Annotated in this window: 9 protein-coding genes; 4 read left to right on the top strand and 5 right to left on the bottom strand. The window is 60.9% G+C overall.

Annotated elements, in window-relative coordinates; translation table 11 throughout:
• Positions 1-4: 4 nt before the first annotated feature.
• Together FE840_RS07000 and FE840_RS06995 are read right to left on the bottom strand one after the other, a co-directional pair.
• Entirely contained in the window at positions 5-1,492 is a 1,488-nt protein-coding gene (locus FE840_RS07000) for a pyruvate kinase (RefSeq protein WP_138285556.1), read from the bottom strand.
• 98 nt (positions 1,493-1,590) lie between these two features.
• Positions 1,591-3,291 (bottom strand): GH32 C-terminal domain-containing protein, encoded by a 1,701-nt coding sequence (locus FE840_RS06995; RefSeq protein WP_138285557.1) that lies wholly within the window; start codon positions 3,289-3,291, stop codon positions 1,591-1,593.
• A 203-nt stretch (positions 3,292-3,494) separates the two neighbouring features.
• On the opposite strand from FE840_RS06995, the gene FE840_RS06990 reads away from it, so the two are divergent.
• A complete protein-coding gene (locus tag FE840_RS06990) occupies positions 3,495-4,541 on the top strand; it encodes a glycerophosphodiester phosphodiesterase family protein (RefSeq protein ID WP_138285558.1) in 1,047 nt (348 codons plus the stop codon).
• 1,262 nt (positions 4,542-5,803) lie between these two features.
• Here the strand turns inward: FE840_RS06990 and FE840_RS06985 are convergent.
• From FE840_RS06985 to FE840_RS06975, 3 genes are all read right to left on the bottom strand, one after another.
• Complete coding sequence (locus tag FE840_RS06985) at positions 5,804-8,017, bottom strand: FAD-dependent oxidoreductase (RefSeq protein WP_138285559.1); 2,214 nt, start codon at positions 8,015-8,017, stop codon at positions 5,804-5,806.
• Positions 8,018-8,193: 176 nt separating this feature from the next.
• Entirely contained in the window at positions 8,194-9,402 is a 1,209-nt protein-coding gene (locus FE840_RS06980; protein ID WP_138285560.1) for an acetyl-CoA C-acetyltransferase, read from the bottom strand.
• 159 nt (positions 9,403-9,561) lie between these two features.
• Positions 9,562-11,355 carry an acyl-CoA dehydrogenase C-terminal domain-containing protein gene (locus FE840_RS06975; RefSeq protein WP_138285561.1) on the bottom strand — a complete coding sequence of 598 codons (1,794 nt, stop codon included), beginning with the start codon at positions 11,353-11,355 and terminating at the stop codon, positions 9,562-9,564.
• Positions 11,356-11,750: 395 nt separating this feature from the next.
• Here FE840_RS06975 and FE840_RS06970 point away from each other — a divergent pair, with 395 nt between their 5' ends.
• The 3 genes from FE840_RS06970 (at position 11,751) to FE840_RS06960 (ending at position 17,604) form a co-directional block, all read left to right on the top strand.
• On the top strand, positions 11,751-15,674 hold the full coding sequence (locus FE840_RS06970; protein ID WP_138285562.1) for a peptidoglycan-binding protein: 3,924 nt from the start codon (positions 11,751-11,753) through the stop codon (positions 15,672-15,674).
• A 207-nt stretch (positions 15,675-15,881) separates the two neighbouring features.
• A complete protein-coding gene (locus FE840_RS06965) occupies positions 15,882-16,799 on the top strand; it encodes a sulfite exporter TauE/SafE family protein (protein WP_138285563.1) in 918 nt (305 codons plus the stop codon).
• Between the two features lie 40 nt (positions 16,800-16,839).
• The gene (locus FE840_RS06960) at positions 16,840-17,604 is read left to right on the top strand and encodes a TIGR02186 family protein (RefSeq protein WP_425502204.1); all 765 of its coding nucleotides are present in this window, start codon (positions 16,840-16,842) and stop codon (positions 17,602-17,604) included.
• The last annotated feature ends 5 nt before the right edge of the window (positions 17,605-17,609 follow it).

Raw genomic sequence — 17,609 nt, 5'->3', positions numbered from 1 at the left:
AGGCTTACCAGCTTTTCAACGCACGCAGCGTCGGCGTCTTCTTGAAGACGTGTTCGTCCATCCTGCACAAAAGTCTGTCGAGCAGCGATACCGCATCGACGATCGCTGGCCCCTTGTTGAGCATGACGCATTCCGCCCGTGCCGCCATGGCCGCATCGGTCATCTCGCTACGGGTCGGGATGCCCTCCTTGACCATGTCTTCCAGCACCTGGGTCGCCCAGACACAGGGGACTGAAGCGGCTTCGCAAAGCCACAGGATCTCTTCCTGCATTTCGGCGAGCCGCTCGAAACCGATTTCTGCGGCGAGATCGCCACGCGCGATCATGACGCCGAACGGGCCGCGACGCCGGGCACGAACCATCAGATCCGGCAGATTGGCAAGCGCTGCCGGCTGCTCGATCTTGGCGATCAGCCCTATCGGCTTTTGCCCCTGACCGAGGCGGGCAAGCACGCCATCCAAGAGGTCGATATCGTCCGGACGGCTGACGAAGGAATAGCCGATCATGTCGGCGCATTCGACCACCGTCGCAAGATCGAGTTCGTCCTTGGCCGTCAGCGGTGAAAGGCCAAGCGCCGTGTCGGGCAGATTGATGCCCTTTTCCGGCTTCAGCTTGACGCCACCGGCTTTCACGCGTTCGACGCGGATCACCGCTTCGCCGTCGCTCACGGCCTCCACCACCGCATCAAGCTTGCCGTCATCATAACGAAGCCGATTGCCGACCGCGAGGCGCGTGACCATTTCGGGCAGCGAAACGGCTGCGGCGAACGGAAGATCTGCGTTCGCCTCGGGGGTTCCGGTCGCAATCAGCCGGATCCGATCACCGGCCTGCAGCTTGCCCTTCTTTTTCAGCGCAGAAATCTCGCCCGTGCGGATCTTGGGACCGGCGATATCCATCAGGATGCGGATTTCACGGCCAGTTTCCTGAGCTGCTTCCTTGACGAAGGCGGTCATGGCCCGCCAGGCATCCGGACCATCATGGGCGCAGTTGATGCGGGCAATGTTCATGCCGGCATGGGCAAGAGCCCGGATCAGCTCCGGGTTTTCAGCCGCCGTTCCGGGAAGCGTCACCATGACCCTCGTCCGGCGTCCAGGAGACGCCTCGCCCATCAATGCGGTTGTGGCCTTTGTCAGTTCGGATTCGCCTGTGAAAAAGGCTGTCTCGCTCTGGCAGCTAACCATGGCTTCGCGACCGGCGAGGCTTGCCAGCGCATGGGCAACTGCATCCAGCGTCGGCAAGACGCGGCCTTCCAATCGGCCGAGCGAGGAAAGGCCAAGCGCCATCAGCCGGCGCTGCAAAATCCGCAGATCCTTCCGGCGAAGCGCGAGATAATGGGCGAGATTTCGTGTCGCTTGATCGGGCGTGCGGTCGTCGACGGCGAAGCGATGTTCGAAGACGACGGCTTCGGATAACACCGCTTCGCGCAGTTCCAGCACCTCTTCCAACAGGCTTGCAGCCCGAAGGCTACTGGACTGGATTTCCTGGGTATTCATCTGCGTTGCCCACCGTGTCTAGACCGGTGACAACCTTATTGTTGCAATCTAACGGATCGATGACAGCACCGGAGCGGACGAGATTGTCCGAGAGGCTTTCAAAGCCGCATTTCCCAGAGGGTCGCCCGCTGCAGCATGCCGGCATCGGTCTGAAGCTTCACGGCGCGAATGGGCTCAAAGCCACTGATCCGTTTGGTGGCGGCATGGCGGCCATGGTCGACAAAGACCTCGATCGAGCCATAGTCGAGGAAGACGCGGAAGCGACTGCCGCGCGCGCCCTTGCCAAGATAGCGGGGACCGGGTTTGCCATTGTCATGCAGGATCTCGATGCCTTCATCCGTCTGGACCAGCGCCAGACGGGTTTCCGGATGCTCCAGCTCCAGCCGGAAATGGGCGCCCGGTTCTGCAAGGTCGAAGAGGATTTCGACGGCACCGTGAGGCAAGGCAACCGACTGGCCGGCAGCCAGACGGGTTCGATCAAGCATCCGCCCCCGCAGGCTTTCGGCGGCCTGGATGGGTGGCGTCAGCAGGGCTCCGTCCTCGATCTTCAGGGTGCGCGGCAGGCTCATGGCGCTTGGAAAATCGATCGCCGGCCCGGTATCGGCCCAGTTGCCGATCCAGCCGATGCCAACCGGTGTGTCGCCATCAACGAAAGCCTGGAAGGCGTAGTTGTCCGTGCCGAAATCGAGTTCGCGACCGAATTCCTTGGCAAAGTGGCGGCCATCGAACCAGCCGACATCGACCATGGTCAGGTTGCGGCGTCCGGTGTCTTTATCCTCGCCATTCATCAGTCCATAGATCAGGGCCCAGCGGGTGGCCGGGTTGCGGGCATCGCCATCCAGCGGCAGGAGGCAGGGGCATTCCAGCGCAGTGGTGCGATACTGCGTCTCGACAAAAAGCTTGCCGCAATAGCGCCAGCCCGTGGCCGCCGTGCCATCCTCGGTCTCGTAAAGCAGTATAACGCCGCCTTGGTCGCTCTGGCTGCCAAGCAGCATCTTCCACAGGCCGTCGGGTCCGCGGAAGACATAGGGGTCGCGAAAATCGGGGGTCAGCCCCTCGCCGTCAGGTCTCTCCCCCAGCAGCACCTCAGCCGCACCGGCACTGAAGAGATCGCCGGAGGTGGCGGTCATCTGGATTTCCTGCTCGGGCGTACGCTCGGCGATCTTTTCCGTGAAGAAGACGCGGATGCCGGGCCCATTCGGAAGAGCAATCGCCGAACCCGAGAAAGCACCTCCGCGCATATCGGGCCTGACAGTCACGGCTTCCGACGGGAAGAGAAAAACCGGCAGATGGCGCCAGCGCAGGTAATCGGCGGAAACGGCATGGCCCCAATGCATGTTGTTCCAGATCCGGCCATGCGAATAGTGCTGGTAGAAAAGATGCGGTCGTCCGCCGAAGCGGCCAAAGCCGTTCGGATCATTCATCCAGCCGAAAGGCGGACGAAAATGATAGCCATGTGGCAGGTCCGGCGCCTCATTGGCCGGGTTCGTGTGCAAGACGGTGATGCCTGTTTCCAGCACGTCGTGGGGCGTGAACCAATAGGCCACCGAAAGCGAGGTCATTGCGGGATCATAGACGCATTCAACCTCGCCACCGCCGAATATCTGATAGATGCGAAAGGAATGCTCCTCGGCATTGACCGCCTGCACCTCGCCGAACTTTCCGTCACTGTTGCGGAGCGACACCGAGCCCGGCTGGTCGGGGCTGATGGCCTTCAGCCAGAAATGCAGGATGGCATTCACCGGCAGTTCCGTCGCGATGACCTTCAGGTTGTCCTCCATGTAGGTTCGCGTATCCATGCCGTCTGTCTCCTGCTTCTTCTTCACGTTCTGGCCGGGATCAACGGGAAAGCGCCAAAGGCGGTTCCGGCCTTGCCGACAAGCTCTGTCCAGAAAGCATAGCCTGTCACGGAAGCTTAATCAAAATGTCATGGCCGTGTGACCCGAATCCGCGAGCCTGCCGCCGTTTCGCTCTCATCGAGCTTCCTCAGGAGAAAACGCCCATGCGTCCCTGGCTTGTTCTTCTTGCGGCCTTTGCCGGATTTCTGCCCGACACAGCGGGCAATGCCACAGCCCCGCAACTCGCAAACTCCTCCATCAGCCGCTCTTTCCTCATCCATGAGCGGCTGAACTCTGCCAATCAGTGGCGGGACCATGTGATGGTGGTTGCCCATCGCGCCGGCTGGAAGGTGAATGGCGTGCCCGTGCGTGCCGAAAACTCCTTTGCGGCGATCGATCATGCCGCAGCCTCGGGGATCGAGATGGTCGAGCTCGATATCCGCCGTTCGAAGGATGGCGTGCTGGTCATCATGCATGATGAGACGCTTGACCGCACAACGAACTGCCAGGGACGTGTTGCAGACTGGACCCTCACCGCGCTTCGACGCTGCAATCTCGTCATCGAAGGTTCGCGGCAGGTTACCGAAGAGCGGGTGGCGACACTGGCGGAGGCGATGCTCCGTGCGCGAGGTCGCGTGCTGATCAATATCGACAACAAGCTCGAACCCGAGGCGCTGATCGAAATCGCCGCTCTGGCTCGAAGCCTCGATATGGCGGATGGCGTCCTGCTCAAGCTCGCCGTCTGGAATGCCGAGCGGTTGGCACTGGCCGAAACGATCACCCGGGCGATCGGTCCGGATGTTGCCTTCATGCCGATCCTGGCCGATGACGCAGTGCGCGATCCGGCTTTCATCGAAGAGGTGAAACTGACAATTCAGCCGCCTGCTGCCGAGCTCGTTCACTGGTATCGCGATGCCGGCGCTCCAATCACGACGGATGGCGGCCCGCTGCTCTCACCGCGCGCTCAGGCGGTGGCGATCCGCAACGATGCCCATCTCTGGATCAATACCTATCCCATTACCGACCGGCCAGAAGGCATGGTGGCAGGGGGACGCGGGGATTATCTCGCGCTTTCCACCGGACGACCGGAGGATGTCTACGGCTTCTTCATCGAACGGGGCGTGACGATCATCCAGACGGACGAACCGGATGCGCTGATCGCCTGGCTGGAGAACCAGGGGCTTCGCCGGCCCTATGCGTTGACGCAGTAGGCGAGCGCTTGGGGGGATATTTAATTCTCTCCCCTGGAGGGAGAGAATGCGATTTCGATGAATTAGCGGCAGCTCCGCTGCGGCTAAACATCAGAAATCGCCAGTGAGGGGGACATTCCTGCCCGCCTGACTGACCCCCTCATCGGCGAAATCTGAGGTTTAGCCTGTGGCTAAGCCCTCGATTTCGCTTCTTCTCCCGCAAGGGGAGAGGAAAGGCGGCACCAAAATTCAATCTGTCAAAAAACCATGCCCAATGTCCGGTCGGGTTTTGCCCTCCGGTTGCGGCCATGTCGGCCTTTGTCTTTCGTCTCGGACAGGGCGCCAGAAGCAACCTATCTAAGTAGTTTATGTGGCTCCTTCCGGCGCCCTGTTCGGTGTCTTCATCATCGCAGTGTCTCGCTGCAGAGGCGGCGGTGACGGGACGATCATTGGCGATCCACCGTCGTCCGGGCTTGAGGGTCGGGTCCCGCCTGTCCTTGTGAGACAGGCCAAGAGCCTGGCCGGTTGGCCCGGGAGGTTCCCGCCGGATGTGCACCCCCGGCCGGACCCTCATTCCCGGGGATGTCCCTTTGATCCTTGTCGGATCTTCAGAGCTCCCCGCCGTCTTTTCATCCGGCATTTGCGCCGGACGCCTCCTTGTGTGCCTCCCAGGCACGCCCCTTCTGATCAGGCAGGAAGATCAAGAACCGGCCATCCGTGCCGGTATTCCCTTCTTCCTGGCGAAGGGAGGGAGACCGTTGCGACGCCGTTATCTTGGACCTGCGACAGCCCTCCACCCCGGCACCGGCCCCGCCTCGCCGGACTTCGCAATGTCCGGTGTATCCGAGGGCGGAACGGCACGAGTATGAGGCAGAGAAAACGGAGGGGGATGAAAATGGGGTATGGTGATTGGAAAGATTGGGGAATTTGGAATGATCATCCCCCAAAAAGCAGCGAAACCGCGTCGTTAACCCGTAAGGGTTAAGGGGATTTTTTGAGAGGCGAGGTTTCGATCACGGAAGTGTGATCGCAGGTCTTTTCTCTCCCCTGGAGGGAGAGAATGCGATTTCGACGAATTAGGCCAGCGTAAGCGGCCTCAACATCTGAATTCGCAAGAGAGGGGCTCGGTGAGGATGGTGCCAGCATAACCGCGCCCCTCTCCGGGAAAATCTGAAGTTTAGGCGGCTTGCGCGCGCCTAAGCCTTCGATTTTCCGCCCTCCCCCGCAAGGGGGGAGGTGGGGCGTGCCAGCATCCCTCTCATCGCCTTCGCGCGGCGTCGCGATCAGGCAGCCTTGGCGGCTTCACCATAGGGGTCGAAGCGGCCGTAGAAGGTTTCGCCCTTGGCGGCCATGTCCTTGAGCAGCGGGGTCGGGGTGAAGTGGGCGCCGTAATCCTTGGCGAGGCGTTCGCAGAGGCTTACGAAGTTCTTCACACCCATGCCGTCGATATAGGACAGGGCACCGCCGGTGTAAGGTGCAAAGCCGAAGCCGAGGATCGAGCCGATATCGGCTTCGCGCGGATCGGTGACAATGCCTTCCTCAACGGTGCGGGCGGCTTCCAGCGCGATGGTCGCGAGGAAGCGTTCCTGCAGGGTCTTGACGTTAACGGCTTCCGGCTTCTGCTGCGGATAAAGATCCTTCAGGCCCGGCCAGATGTGCTTTTTCGCAGGCTTGGCAGGGTAGTCATAGAAGCCCTTGCCGTTCTTGCGACCGAAACGCTCTTCCTTCTCGACCATGCGGGAGACAAGCTCCATGTGGCGCGGGTCGATGGCCTTTTCGCCGAGATCGGCAACGGTTGCCTTCAGGATCTTGAGCGAAAGGTCGATCGCGACTTCATCATTCAGCGACAGCGGACCAACCGGCATGCCGGCAAACTTTGCAGCATTTTCGATCATGACCGGAGGTACGCCTTCGATGAGCATGTTGTAGCTCTCGGACATGTAGCGCAGGACGCAGCGGTTGACGAAGAAGCCGCGCGTGTCGTTGACGACGATCGGGGTCTTCTTGATTGCGGCGACATAGTCGAGCGCGACAGCGAGTGCCTTGTCGCCGGTTTCCTTGCCGAGAATGACTTCCGTCAGCATCATCTTCTCGACCGGCGAGAAGAAGTGGATGCCGATGAAATCGACCGGGCGCTTGGAATTTTTCGCCAGACCGGTGATCGGCAGCGTCGAGGTATTGGACGCGAAGATCGCGCCTTCCGGCAGAACCGCCTCAACCTTCTCGATCACGGCCTTCTTGACGTCGCGGTCCTCGAAGACGGCTTCGATGACGAGATCGGCATCGGAGAGCGTATTGTAGTCGTCAGAAGGGGTGATTAGCGAGAGAAGCTTTTCGCCCTCGTCCTTGGTCATCTTGCCTTTACCAACGGCTCCGGACACCAGGCCGTCTGAATGGGTCTTGCCCTTGCCAGCGGCCTCCATGTCGCGGTCGATCAGGACCACGTTGATACCGGCGGCTGCCGTGACATAGGCAATCGAGGCGCCCATGAAGCCAGCGCCAACGACGCCGACCTTCTTCAGCTCGGTCTTTTCGACGCCAGCCGGACGGCGAGCGCCCTTGTTGAGCTCCTGCAGCGAAACGAAGAGCGAGCGGATCATCGAGTAGGCCTCGGTGGTCTGCAGGATCTCGGTGAAATAGCGCTGCTCGATCTTCAGACCCGTATCGAAGGGAACCTGCAGGCCTTCATAGACGCATTTGAGGATGGCAAGCGCTGCCGGATAGTTGCCGGCGGTTTCCCGGCGCAGGATGGCGGAGGCGGCCGGCCAGAGCTGGGCAGCAGCCGGAGTCCAGATGCCGCCGCCCGGAGCCTTGAAGCCCTTTTCGTCCCAGGGGGCAACGGGCTTCAGACCGTCCTTGATCATCTGCTTTGCGGCATTGATCAGTTCACCCGGCTCGACAACCTGATGGACAAGGTTCATCGCCTTCGCGCGTGCTGCCGTCAGCGTCTGACCCGTGGTCATCATCTGCAGGGCATCCTGCGTGTTGGCAAGACGCGGAACGCGCTGTGTGCCACCGGCGCCGGGGAAGATGCCGACCTTGACTTCAGGCAGGCCGATCTTGACCGATTTCGCATTCGAGGCAACGCGGCCATGGCAGGCAAGCGACAGCTCGGTCGCGCCACCCATGCAGGTGCCATTGATGGCGGAGACCCAGGGCTTGCCGCAGGTTTCGATCTTGCGCCAGAGCCAGGTCATGCGACCGGCGGCATCAAACAGCTTCTGGACGGCTCCCGCCGGGTCCTTGGCCTTTTCCTCGTCGATCATCGAGAACATGGACTTGATCATCGTGAGGTCAGCGCCGCCGGAGAAGGACGACTTGCCAGAGGTGAAGACCACACCCTTGACACCGTCATCGGCACAGGTCTGATCGACGATCTTCTCGATCTCGTCCATGACTTCGACGGTGAAAACGTTCATCGACTTTTCCGGCATGTCCCAGGTGACGAGGGCAATGCCGTCGGAGTCAGTTTCGATGGTGAAATTCTTGTAGGTCATGATGGGATTCCTCTTCCCTGAAATTCGCCGATGTCGCCGCCGCTCCGCGTTGGGTGCGATCTGGCGGGGTTAAGCCCCTCCCCCTTGTGGGGAGGGGTTGGGGAGGGGAACTTGGTTCAGAAACCCCTCCCGCCTGCCGGCCACCCTCCCCACAAGGGGGAGGGTTAAGACCCCCATCAAACGCGCTCGATAACCGTTGCCGTGCCCATGCCAGCGCCGATGCAGAGCGTGACGAGCGCGGTGTTCAGATCGCGGCGTTCCAGCTCGTCCAGCACCGTGCCGAGGATCATCGCGCCGGTGGCGCCAAGCGGGTGACCCATGGCGATGGCGCCGCCGGCGACGTTCATCTTGGAGTGGTCAACCTCGAAATGCTGCATGAAGCGCAACACGACGGCGGCAAAGGCTTCGTTCAACTCGACGAGGTCGAAATCGGAAATCTTCATGCCAGTGCGCTTCAGGAGCTTTTCGGTCACGTCGACCGGACCGGTCAGCATGAGGGCCGGGTCGGAACCGATATTGGTGAAGGCGCGGATGCGGGCACGCGGCTTCAGGCCCATGCTCTCGCCACCTTCCTTGGAGCCGACGAGAACTGCGGCAGCACCATCGACGATGCCGGAGGAGTTGCCGGCATGGTGAATGTAGTTGATGCGCTCGATTTCCGGATGGGCCTGCAGACCGACGGCTTCGAAGCCGCCCATTTCGCCGGGCATCTGGAAGGAGGGGTTCAGGCTTGCCAGCGACTGCATGTCAGTGCCGGGGCGCATGTGTTCGTCACGGTCGAGAATGACAAGGCCGTTGCCATCCTTCACCGGAATGACGGACTTGGCAAAATTGCCGGCCGCCCAGGAGGCAGCGGCGCGCTTCTGGCTTTCGACGGCATAGCTGTCAACATCGTCGCGGCTGAAGCCGTATTTCGTGGCAATCAGGTCAGCGGACACGCCCTGCGGCATGAAATAGCCGGGGAAGTTGACCGAAGGGTCCATGTACCAGGCGCCACCCGACATGCCCATACCGACGCGGGACATGCTTTCGACGCCACCGGCGATGACGATGTCATCCGAGCCGGCCTTGACCTTGCCGGCGGCGAGATTGATCGCATCGAGGCCAGAGGCGCAGAAGCGCGAGATCTGGATGCCCGGAGCAGAGAAATCGTAACCGGCTTCGAAGGCGGCGGCCTTCGGGATGACGGCACCGGCTTCCATGACGGGGTCAACGCAGCCGAAGATGATGTCGTCGACAGTCGAGGTGTCGAGGCCGTTGCGGTCGCGCAGCGCTTCCAGCGTCTTGGCGGCAAGGCGAGGCGTTGGCACTTCGTGCAGCGAGCCATCCTTTTTGCCGCGCCCGCGGGGCGTGCGCACGTGGTCGTAAATAAAGACGTCAGTCATTGTCTCTCTCCCTTGGGCGCTTAGGCGCCGGAATATTTCCCTCTTCTCCCCAAGGGGAAAAGTGCCGAGCGAATGCGAGGCGATAAGGGGACCGATTGCGCAAGCCCCCTCATCCGGCCCTATCGGGCCACCTTCTCCCGCAAGGGGAGAAGGAGAAGATCAAAACGCTTCAGCGGCCATTTCCATCAGGCTGTCGGCGCCGGTCTCGATGCGGGACTTGCGCAGCGCCGTCTCCGGCATGATCTTTTCCATATAGAAACGACCGGTCAACAGCTTGTTCTTGTAGTATTCGGCGTCACCGGTGCCTTCGGCCAGATTGGCCTGCGCGGCCTTGGCCATGCGGGCCCACATATAGCCGAGCACCACGAGACCGAAGAGATGCATGTAATCGGTGGAACCGGCGCCGGCATTGTCGGGCTTTGCCATGGCATTCTGCATGAACCACATGGTGGATGCCTGCAGGTCGTTCAAGCCCTTCTTCAGGCTCTTGGTGAAGAAGGTGAGATTTTCGTCATTGCGGTTCTCTTCGCAGAATTCACCGATTTCCTTGAAGAGCGCCATGACGGCGCGGCCACCATTGAGGCCGAGCTTGCGGCCGACGAGATCAAGCGCCTGAATGCCGTTGGCACCCTCATAGATCATCGCAATGCGAGCATCGCGGACATACTGGCTCATGCCCCATTCTTCGATATAGCCGTGGCCACCATAGACCTGCTGGGCCATGACGGCATGATCGAAGCCCTTGTCGGTCATGACGCCCTTGAGGATCGGGGTCATCAGGCCGAGGATATCGTCAGCGAGCTGCTTTTCAGCGGCGTCGCCCGAGCGGTGAGCGATGTCGGACTGGAGGGCTGTCCAGAGCGTGAAGGCTCGACCGGCTTCATTGAAGGACTTGATCGTGAGCAGCGCGCGGCGGATGTCCGGATGGACGATGATCGGATCAGCCTTCTTGTCCGGCGCCTTGACGCCCGACAGGGACCGGCCCTGGATGCGCTCGCGGGCGTAGTTGGCGGCGTTCTGATAGGCGATTTCGGCAATCGACAAACCCTGCAGGCCAACGCCGAGGCGGGCCTCGTTCATCATGACGAACATGGCGGCCAGGCCCTTGTTCTCGGCGCCGATCAGATAACCGGTCGCTTCGTCATAGTTCATGACGCAGGTGGAATTGCCGTGGATGCCCATCTTGTGCTCGATCGCACCGCAGGACACACCATTGCGCGCGCCGACGGAGCCATCGTCGCCGACCATGAACTTCGGCACGATGAAGAGCGAAATGCCCTTGGTGCCTTCCGGCGCACCTTCGATGCGGGCGAGCACGAGATGGATGATGTTGTCGGACATGGTGTGTTCACCCGCCGAAATGAAGATCTTCTGGCCGGAGATCTTGTAGCTGCCGTCGCCATTCGGGACGGCCTTGGTGCGCAGGAGGCCGAGATCGGTGCCGCAATGCGGTTCCGTGAGGTTCATCGTGCCGGTCCAGGTGCCCTCGACCATTTTCGGCAGGTACTTCTGCTTCTGCTCGTCGGAGCCATGGACAAGAATTGCAGCGATTGCACCCTGGGTGAGCCCCGGATACATCATCAGCGCCATGTTGGCGGACGACATGAACTCGCCGACAGCGGTATGCAGCGTATAGGGCAGGCCCTGGCCGCCGAATTCGGCAGGAACAGCAAGGCCGAGCCAGCCGCCCTGACAATAGGCGTCATAGGCTTCCTTGAAGCCCTTCGGCACCGTAACCGTGCCGTCGTCGTGGCGCTTGCAGCCTTCCTGGTCGCCGGAAAGATTGATCGGGAAAAGCTGCTCCTCGGCAAGCTTTGCCGCCTCGCCGACAATCGCCTCGATCATGTCGGGGGTGGCATCCTCGAAACCGGGCAGATTGTTGTAGCGGTCGATGTTGAGGACATCGTTCAGGATGAAAAGCGTGTCATTCACGGGGGCCTTGTAGACAGGCATCGATCATCTTCCTCCAAGACTGATTTCCGACCATTGCGGACTGGTTCAAGCTTATACAAATAATTGACGTGCGCGTAAACGTCAAAATATCAACCCGCCTCATTTTTCCCGATGCGGCGCGAGGCCGCAGTTCTCCCAGGTCGAGCTAAGCACCCCCTGCTTGCGCGGGGCATTTCAACAAAAAGTTAAAGAATTCGAACACCAGCTTAACCGCTTGTTTACCACGTTTGTTGAAAGGTTGGTTACGAAAGCTGCGCGTCCTGCTCGGTCTGCTTCGCCTTTGCTTCCCCGAGGGGGTGTCCATCATGGCGAGGATGACTGTTCGGGGTGCGTGCATGCCCGAGACGCCTTCGGAGTGCCTGCGCCTCCGAACCATCATCAAAGCGAGTGGTAACATGAACGGATCTCGATCCAACTCCCAACGGCCCGGCGGCGCATCCTCACTTGACGCGCTGAACCGCACCATAGAGGGACTGGAGGCCAAGATCGAAGATCTGATGAACCAGGGCGCTGGCGCGCGTCCCACGCGCGAGCCGATGCGGCCACGGCGCGAAGATGTGCGCGCGTCCATGGGACATCCGGTTTCGTCTGGCTATGCCACAACAGAGCAGGCTGGCGTGACACGCCGGGGTTCCCGCTCCCCAGAGGTGCAATCATCATCTCTTGACCCGCTGGCCCAGATCCGCGAGCGCCAGCGTATGCTCGATGAGCGGCGCCATCGGGTGCCTGAGCGTGCCACCGCGCCAGCCTACGGGAAGAACCTGCGGCAAGAGCCGGTCATGCCTGCGCCTTCGCCATCCGCACGAACCACTGACCGCATCGCCGAGCGCATGCCGCCGGCACCCGCAGCGCCTGCTCGTGATACCGGCCGCGAAATCCGGGAAGCCTTGCTTGGCCTCCGGCAGGAACTGAAGCAGGACATTGCTGACAGTCTCGCGCGCGAGATCAACGGGCTGCGGTCCGAGATGCGTACCATCAGGGCGCTGGCCGAAGAGCGTCGCCCGAACGAAGACATGCGGGCCGACATTGCGCGGCTGGCCGAAAGCATCCAGCATCTTGGCGCCACAAAGGCGCCCGGTGCCGATGCCCTGCGCCAGGAATTCGAGGGTCTGCGTTCGCTGATGGACGGACTGGCGCGCGAAGACAGTGTCAGCCGCATGGAGCAGCGCTGGGACTATGTCGAGGCGCGCCTCGACGAATTTGACGGCGCAACGCTGCGTCATGAACTGCTGCGGCTGGCCGAACGGCTGGAAGAAGTGAAGTCCCATATCGGTTCGGTTGGCGACAACCGCACCATTCAGGCACTTGAGGAAAAGCTGATCACCGTTGCCTCAGCACTTGAGCATATCGGCGCGCATATCAATCCGCGCGAGCAGATGGTGATGGAGCAGTTCGCCGGGATCGACAATCGCCTGGATGAGATCAGCCGCGCGATTGCCGCGAGCAGCCGGGTCAACAACACGCCGGACCCGGTGGTCTTCCAGCGGTTGGAAGACCGAATTCTCGGCCTTGCCCGGCAAATCGAGACCCTCGCACAACAGCGGCTTTCCGACCAGCAGCCAGCGGAAGAGCTCAGCCTTCGCCTGGAGGCGCTGACGCGGCGGATCGAGGAACTGTCCCAGGATCGCAGCGCGATCCAGCTGGAAGAGCGGCTCGATCAGCTCTCTTCGATGATGGAAATGTCGCAGCAGCCGGTTCCGCAGCCCGAGCTGACGAATTATCTGGCCGACATTTCCCGCAAGATCGATGCGCTGGAAAATGGCAGCGTCAATGATCGCCTCGCCGACAGGCTGGAACTCCTGGCGCGGCGGATCGAGGAGATGGAACCGGCACAGCCGGCCATTGCCCAGATCGACGACCGTGCGCTGCGCAATCTGGAAGAGCGGCTGAACGCTGTCGTCGACCGGCTTGAAGACACCAGCAGCGCGCCTGCCGCCGATACGGTCAGCCTGCGCAATCTCGAAGACCAGATTGCCAACCTCTCGGCCCTGATCAGCCAGCCGACGACGGATCCGGAAGTCTCCGGACGCCTGACTGCGCTCGAAGAATACATGGCGACCAGCGACGAATACATCATCGAGGCTGCGCGTCAGGCAGCCGAGACGGTGATGGAAAACTTCATGCGGCAGTCGGCGCAAAGCGGAGACATTCCGTCAAGAGTCGATGTGGACGCGCTTGCGGCACTGGCCGACCATCTGCGCAATCTTGAGGACTTCTCGCGTAATTCGGAAGAGCGAACCCAGCGCACTTTCGAAGCCTTGCATGACACACTGGTGCAGATTGCCGGACGCCTCGACGATCTGCATGTGAACAGCCATCAGCCGCAACCACAGCCGCCAATGTTTGGCCAGGCACCGGCCAACATGCAGGCAGATACACAGTCGTTCTCCCCGGCTCCGGTTTCGTCTTCACCGGTTTCCGGTGCTTCCCTCCTGCGCCAGGAAGCGCAAAGCCCGGTCACGCCACCCTATGCGGCACCGGCAGAACGCAGGCCGGATGCAGAAATGCAGCTTGCGGACAGACCGGAGCAAAAGACAAAGCACCCGATTGACGAGGAATTGCTGGCTGCCGCTGACGACTTTGCCGCAACAATGACTGCGCTGCCAGTCATTGAAGCCAACCGCGCTGACAAGAAGCCAGGCAAGCCCAGCCTGCTTGCCGGCCTGAGCAAACGATTCCTTCCTTCCAAAAAGGAGGAGAAGACAAAGAACAACCGCAAACTCGTTGAGCCGGCTCCGGCGCTCGACCCGATCGAGGTCATGAGTGAGGAGGAGGATGCAAACGAATTGCTTGAACCCGGCTCGGGCGCTCCCGATGTCCGCAAGATCCTTGAACGGGTCCGCGCAAGCCAGCAGGCGAGCCACAAGAATGGTGGCGGAAACGATCGCGACGAGGATCGCAGCGATTACATTGCCGCTGCCCGGCGCGCGGCCCAGGCGGCTGCGATGGAACTCGACCGTACACAGAAGGCCATTCCGGCAGCCAAAGCAAAGGAGGCAGCTGGTGTATCCATCTTTTCGCGATTTCGCCGTCCGATCCTGATGGCCGTTGGCGCGATCCTTCTGGTGGCCATGGCCATGCCTCTCATCAATACACTGATGAGCGGCGAAAGGGCTCCGGCCCAGATCGAGGCGCAGACGACGGACGATTCGAGCGCGCTTTCGCCGCCCTCTTCACCCGTTGAACCGGCTCCGGTCGCAGCAGACGCAAATGCTGCCATTGCCATCGCGCCGGAAGCTGCATTGACCGAGCCTGCAACCGCAAATCTTCTGGCGCCCGTCAATCCGGACAGTGCCTCCCCTGTTTCAGCCTTTGCGCCGACCGGTAACGAAACCGCACAGCCGCAAGGTCCTGTCGGCCCCAATGCAGCACCAATGCCAGCGACGCTTGCTGCACCCGGCGCCGAAGCCTTGAAACCGCTCGAACCTCTTGAGCCTATGGAAGCAGAAACTGCGCAAGCGCCGATTGTGGTACCCGCAGAGATTACACCGCAGTCTCTGGCAGACGCCGCCAGAAACGGAGATCCAATCGCGCTGTTTGAAGTGGGCGCCCGCTATACGGATGGCCGTGGCGTGCAGGCTAATTTCGCCGAAGCGGCAAAATGGTATCAGCTCGCCGCCGACAAGGGTCTCGCGCCTGCACAGTATCGCCTTGCCAATCTCTATGAAAAGGGAACCGGCCTGCCGCGCGATATGACGCTTGCCAAACGCTATTACGAAATGGCGGCCCTGGCTGGCAATGCAAGCGCCATGCATAACCTTGCCGTGATCTATGCTTCGGGTGCAGACGGCAACCAGGACTATGCGAAAGCCGCCGAGTGGTTTGAAAAAGCCGCAGATCATGGCGTTTCAGACAGCCAGTTCAACCTCGCCATTCTCTATGCGCGCGGAGACGGCGTGCCGCAGAACCTCGTGGCCTCCTACAAGTGGTTTGGCGTCGCGGCCAAGGGCGGCGACAGCGATGCTGCACAAAAGCGCGATGAAGTGGCCAATGCATTGAAGCCCGATGAACTGGAGCGGGCGCGGGCTGATGTGGAGCAGTGGGCACCGCAACCCCTCAACCTCGATGCCAACCAGGTCAATTCGCCTGACGCATGGACTGGCGAGGGGCTCAAGACTGCCAGTGTCGACATGAAGAAGGCGATCCGCAACATCCAGGCCATCCTGAACAAGAACGGCTTTGATGCAGGCGTTGCCGACGGGGTGCTCGGTGCGAAAACCGTCAGCGCAATCAAAGCGTTCGAGACTTCGATCGGTCAGGAACCCACGGGCAAGATCTCCGACAAGCTGGTGAATGAGCTTCTGGCACGCAACAATTGACCGCGGCTGTCACAAAAGGGGAAAATTCGAAGCGTATGGCGGGCTTCGGAATTGACTCACCCAGCCAGCAGGCGCAAGACAGATCAGGCAGGGACCATGTCCAATCAAGGACTTGGTCCCTCCTTTGATTGAGACGGAACGGGAGAGCCAGTTTGGTACCATCCCTTCGCCGCCCTGATGGGGGCAGTCGCATTTCGAGGTCCGACCGTGACGATCTATCTCCCGATCGCCGAACTTTCGGTGAATATCTTCATCATTCTCGGGATGGGTGCGGCTGTCGGCTTTCTGTCTGGCATGTTTGGCGTGGGTGGCGGCTTTCTCATCACGCCGCTTTTGATCTTTTACAACATTCCGCCGGTGGTAGCGGTAGCAACGGGCGCCAACCAGGTTATTGCCTCGTCGGTTTCGGGCGCGATTTCGCATTTCAGGCGCGGCACACTCGATGTGAAGCTTGGCCTGGTGCTGCTGGCCGGAGGCCTCGCGGGTGCGACCGTCGGCATCTACATCTTTTCTCTCTTGCGCCGACTGGGCCAGCTCGACCTGATCATCTCGATCCTCTACGTCATTTTTCTGGGCACAGTCGGCGGGCTGATGCTGACGGAAAGCGTGCGGGCCTTAAGGCGTGCGGCGCGCAACGAGCCGGTGACGCTTAAACGGCCCGGTCAGCACAACTGGGTGCATCGCCTGCCCTTCAAGATGCGCTTCAAGAAATCAAAGATCTACCTCAGCGTCATCCCGCTGATTGCGCTCGGATTTGCGATCGGCGTGCTGACATCCATCATGGGTGTCGGCGGCGGTTTCATCATGGTTCCGGCGATGATCTATCTGCTCAGGATCCCGACCAATGTCGTGGTGGGGACCTCGCTGTTCCAGATCATTTTCGTCACCTCCTACACGACGATGGTGCAGGCCATCACCAACTACTCGGTCGACATCGTCCTCGCCTTCATATTGATGGTCGCGGGCGTCATCGGGGCTCAGTATGGTGTCCGGGTGGGGCAAAAGCTTCGCGGCGAACAATTGCGGGCGCTTTTGGCGCTGCTGGTGCTGGCGGTTGGCGTTCGCCTCGCCATTGAACTGGTGGTGGCACCGGAAGATGTCTATTCACTGGCGATCGGAGGCTGAGATGCGTGCGGTCCTGACTTCGACACTTGCCCTGCTCTTGATGGCGTTTGCGAACCTCGCCCAGGCGCAGAACCCTTTTGCGCCCGACATTACAGGTCGTGAAGGGATCGACATCGGCACTTCGACCAGCGAAATCGCAATCACCTCCGATTTCTCCGGGGCAGATCTGACCGTCTTTGGTGCCTTGACCAATACGGATCAGCTGCTGCTGGCGATTGGCGAATATGATGTCGTGGTAACGCTGGAGGGCCCGCGCGAGGACGCCACTGTCCGGCGCAAGGAACGACTGATGGGTATCTGGGTCAACCGGACTTCGGTCACCTTCGAGCGGATGCCGCTTTCCTATTCGCTGGCGAGCACACGACCCGTCGATGACATTGCACCGCGACGCATTCTGGACCAGGTGGGCGTGGGGATCGAGCATCGTGACCTCGTGCCGACCGGTTTCATCAGCGGCCTGACCAACATTACCGAGTTTCGCGACGCCTTCCGCCGTCTGAAGGAGACAAACGGGCTCTATCAGCGTGACACAAATGGCGTGCGCTTCGTGTCTTCGAGCCTGTTTCGCGCGACACTGCGCCTGCCCGCGAACATTCCGAACGGTGTGCATATGGTACGCGCCTATCTCTTCAAGTCTGGCGAGTTCATTGCGGAGAAGGAATTGCCGCTGCGGGTCGTCAAAACCGGTCTTGAAGAGGCGATCACCAGTGCTGCGCATGACCGCCCGGTACTTTACGGCATGTTTGCCGTGCTGCTCGCACTCGTCACAGGCTGGAGCGCGAGCCTGATCTTCCGCAAGGATTGACGGGA

It is taken from the genome of Peteryoungia desertarenae (assembly GCF_005860795.2).
GTDB lineage: Bacteria > Pseudomonadota > Alphaproteobacteria > Rhizobiales > Rhizobiaceae > Allorhizobium > Allorhizobium desertarenae.
Note: the sequence above shows the minus strand (reverse complement) of the source record. Positions and strands in the feature narration are given on the sequence as shown.

Coding starts and splice junctions, on each gene's coding strand:
- FE840_RS06985 (WP_138285559.1), bottom strand. CDS start 8,017: ATGACCTACAAGAATTTCACCATCGAAACTGACTCCGACGGCATTGCC.
- FE840_RS06980 (WP_138285560.1), bottom strand. CDS start 9,402: ATGACTGACGTCTTTATTTACGACCACGTGCGCACGCCCCGCGGGCGC.
- FE840_RS06970 (WP_138285562.1), top strand. CDS start 11,751: ATGAACGGATCTCGATCCAACTCCCAACGGCCCGGCGGCGCATCCTCA.
- FE840_RS06990 (WP_138285558.1), top strand. CDS start 3,495: ATGCGTCCCTGGCTTGTTCTTCTTGCGGCCTTTGCCGGATTTCTGCCC.
- FE840_RS07000 (WP_138285556.1), bottom strand. CDS start 1,492: ATGAATACCCAGGAAATCCAGTCCAGTAGCCTTCGGGCTGCAAGCCTG.
- FE840_RS06960 (WP_425502204.1), top strand. CDS start 16,840: ATGGCGTTTGCGAACCTCGCCCAGGCGCAGAACCCTTTTGCGCCCGAC.
- FE840_RS06995 (WP_138285557.1), bottom strand. CDS start 3,291: ATGGATACGCGAACCTACATGGAGGACAACCTGAAGGTCATCGCGACG.
- FE840_RS06975 (WP_138285561.1), bottom strand. CDS start 11,355: ATGCCTGTCTACAAGGCCCCCGTGAATGACACGCTTTTCATCCTGAAC.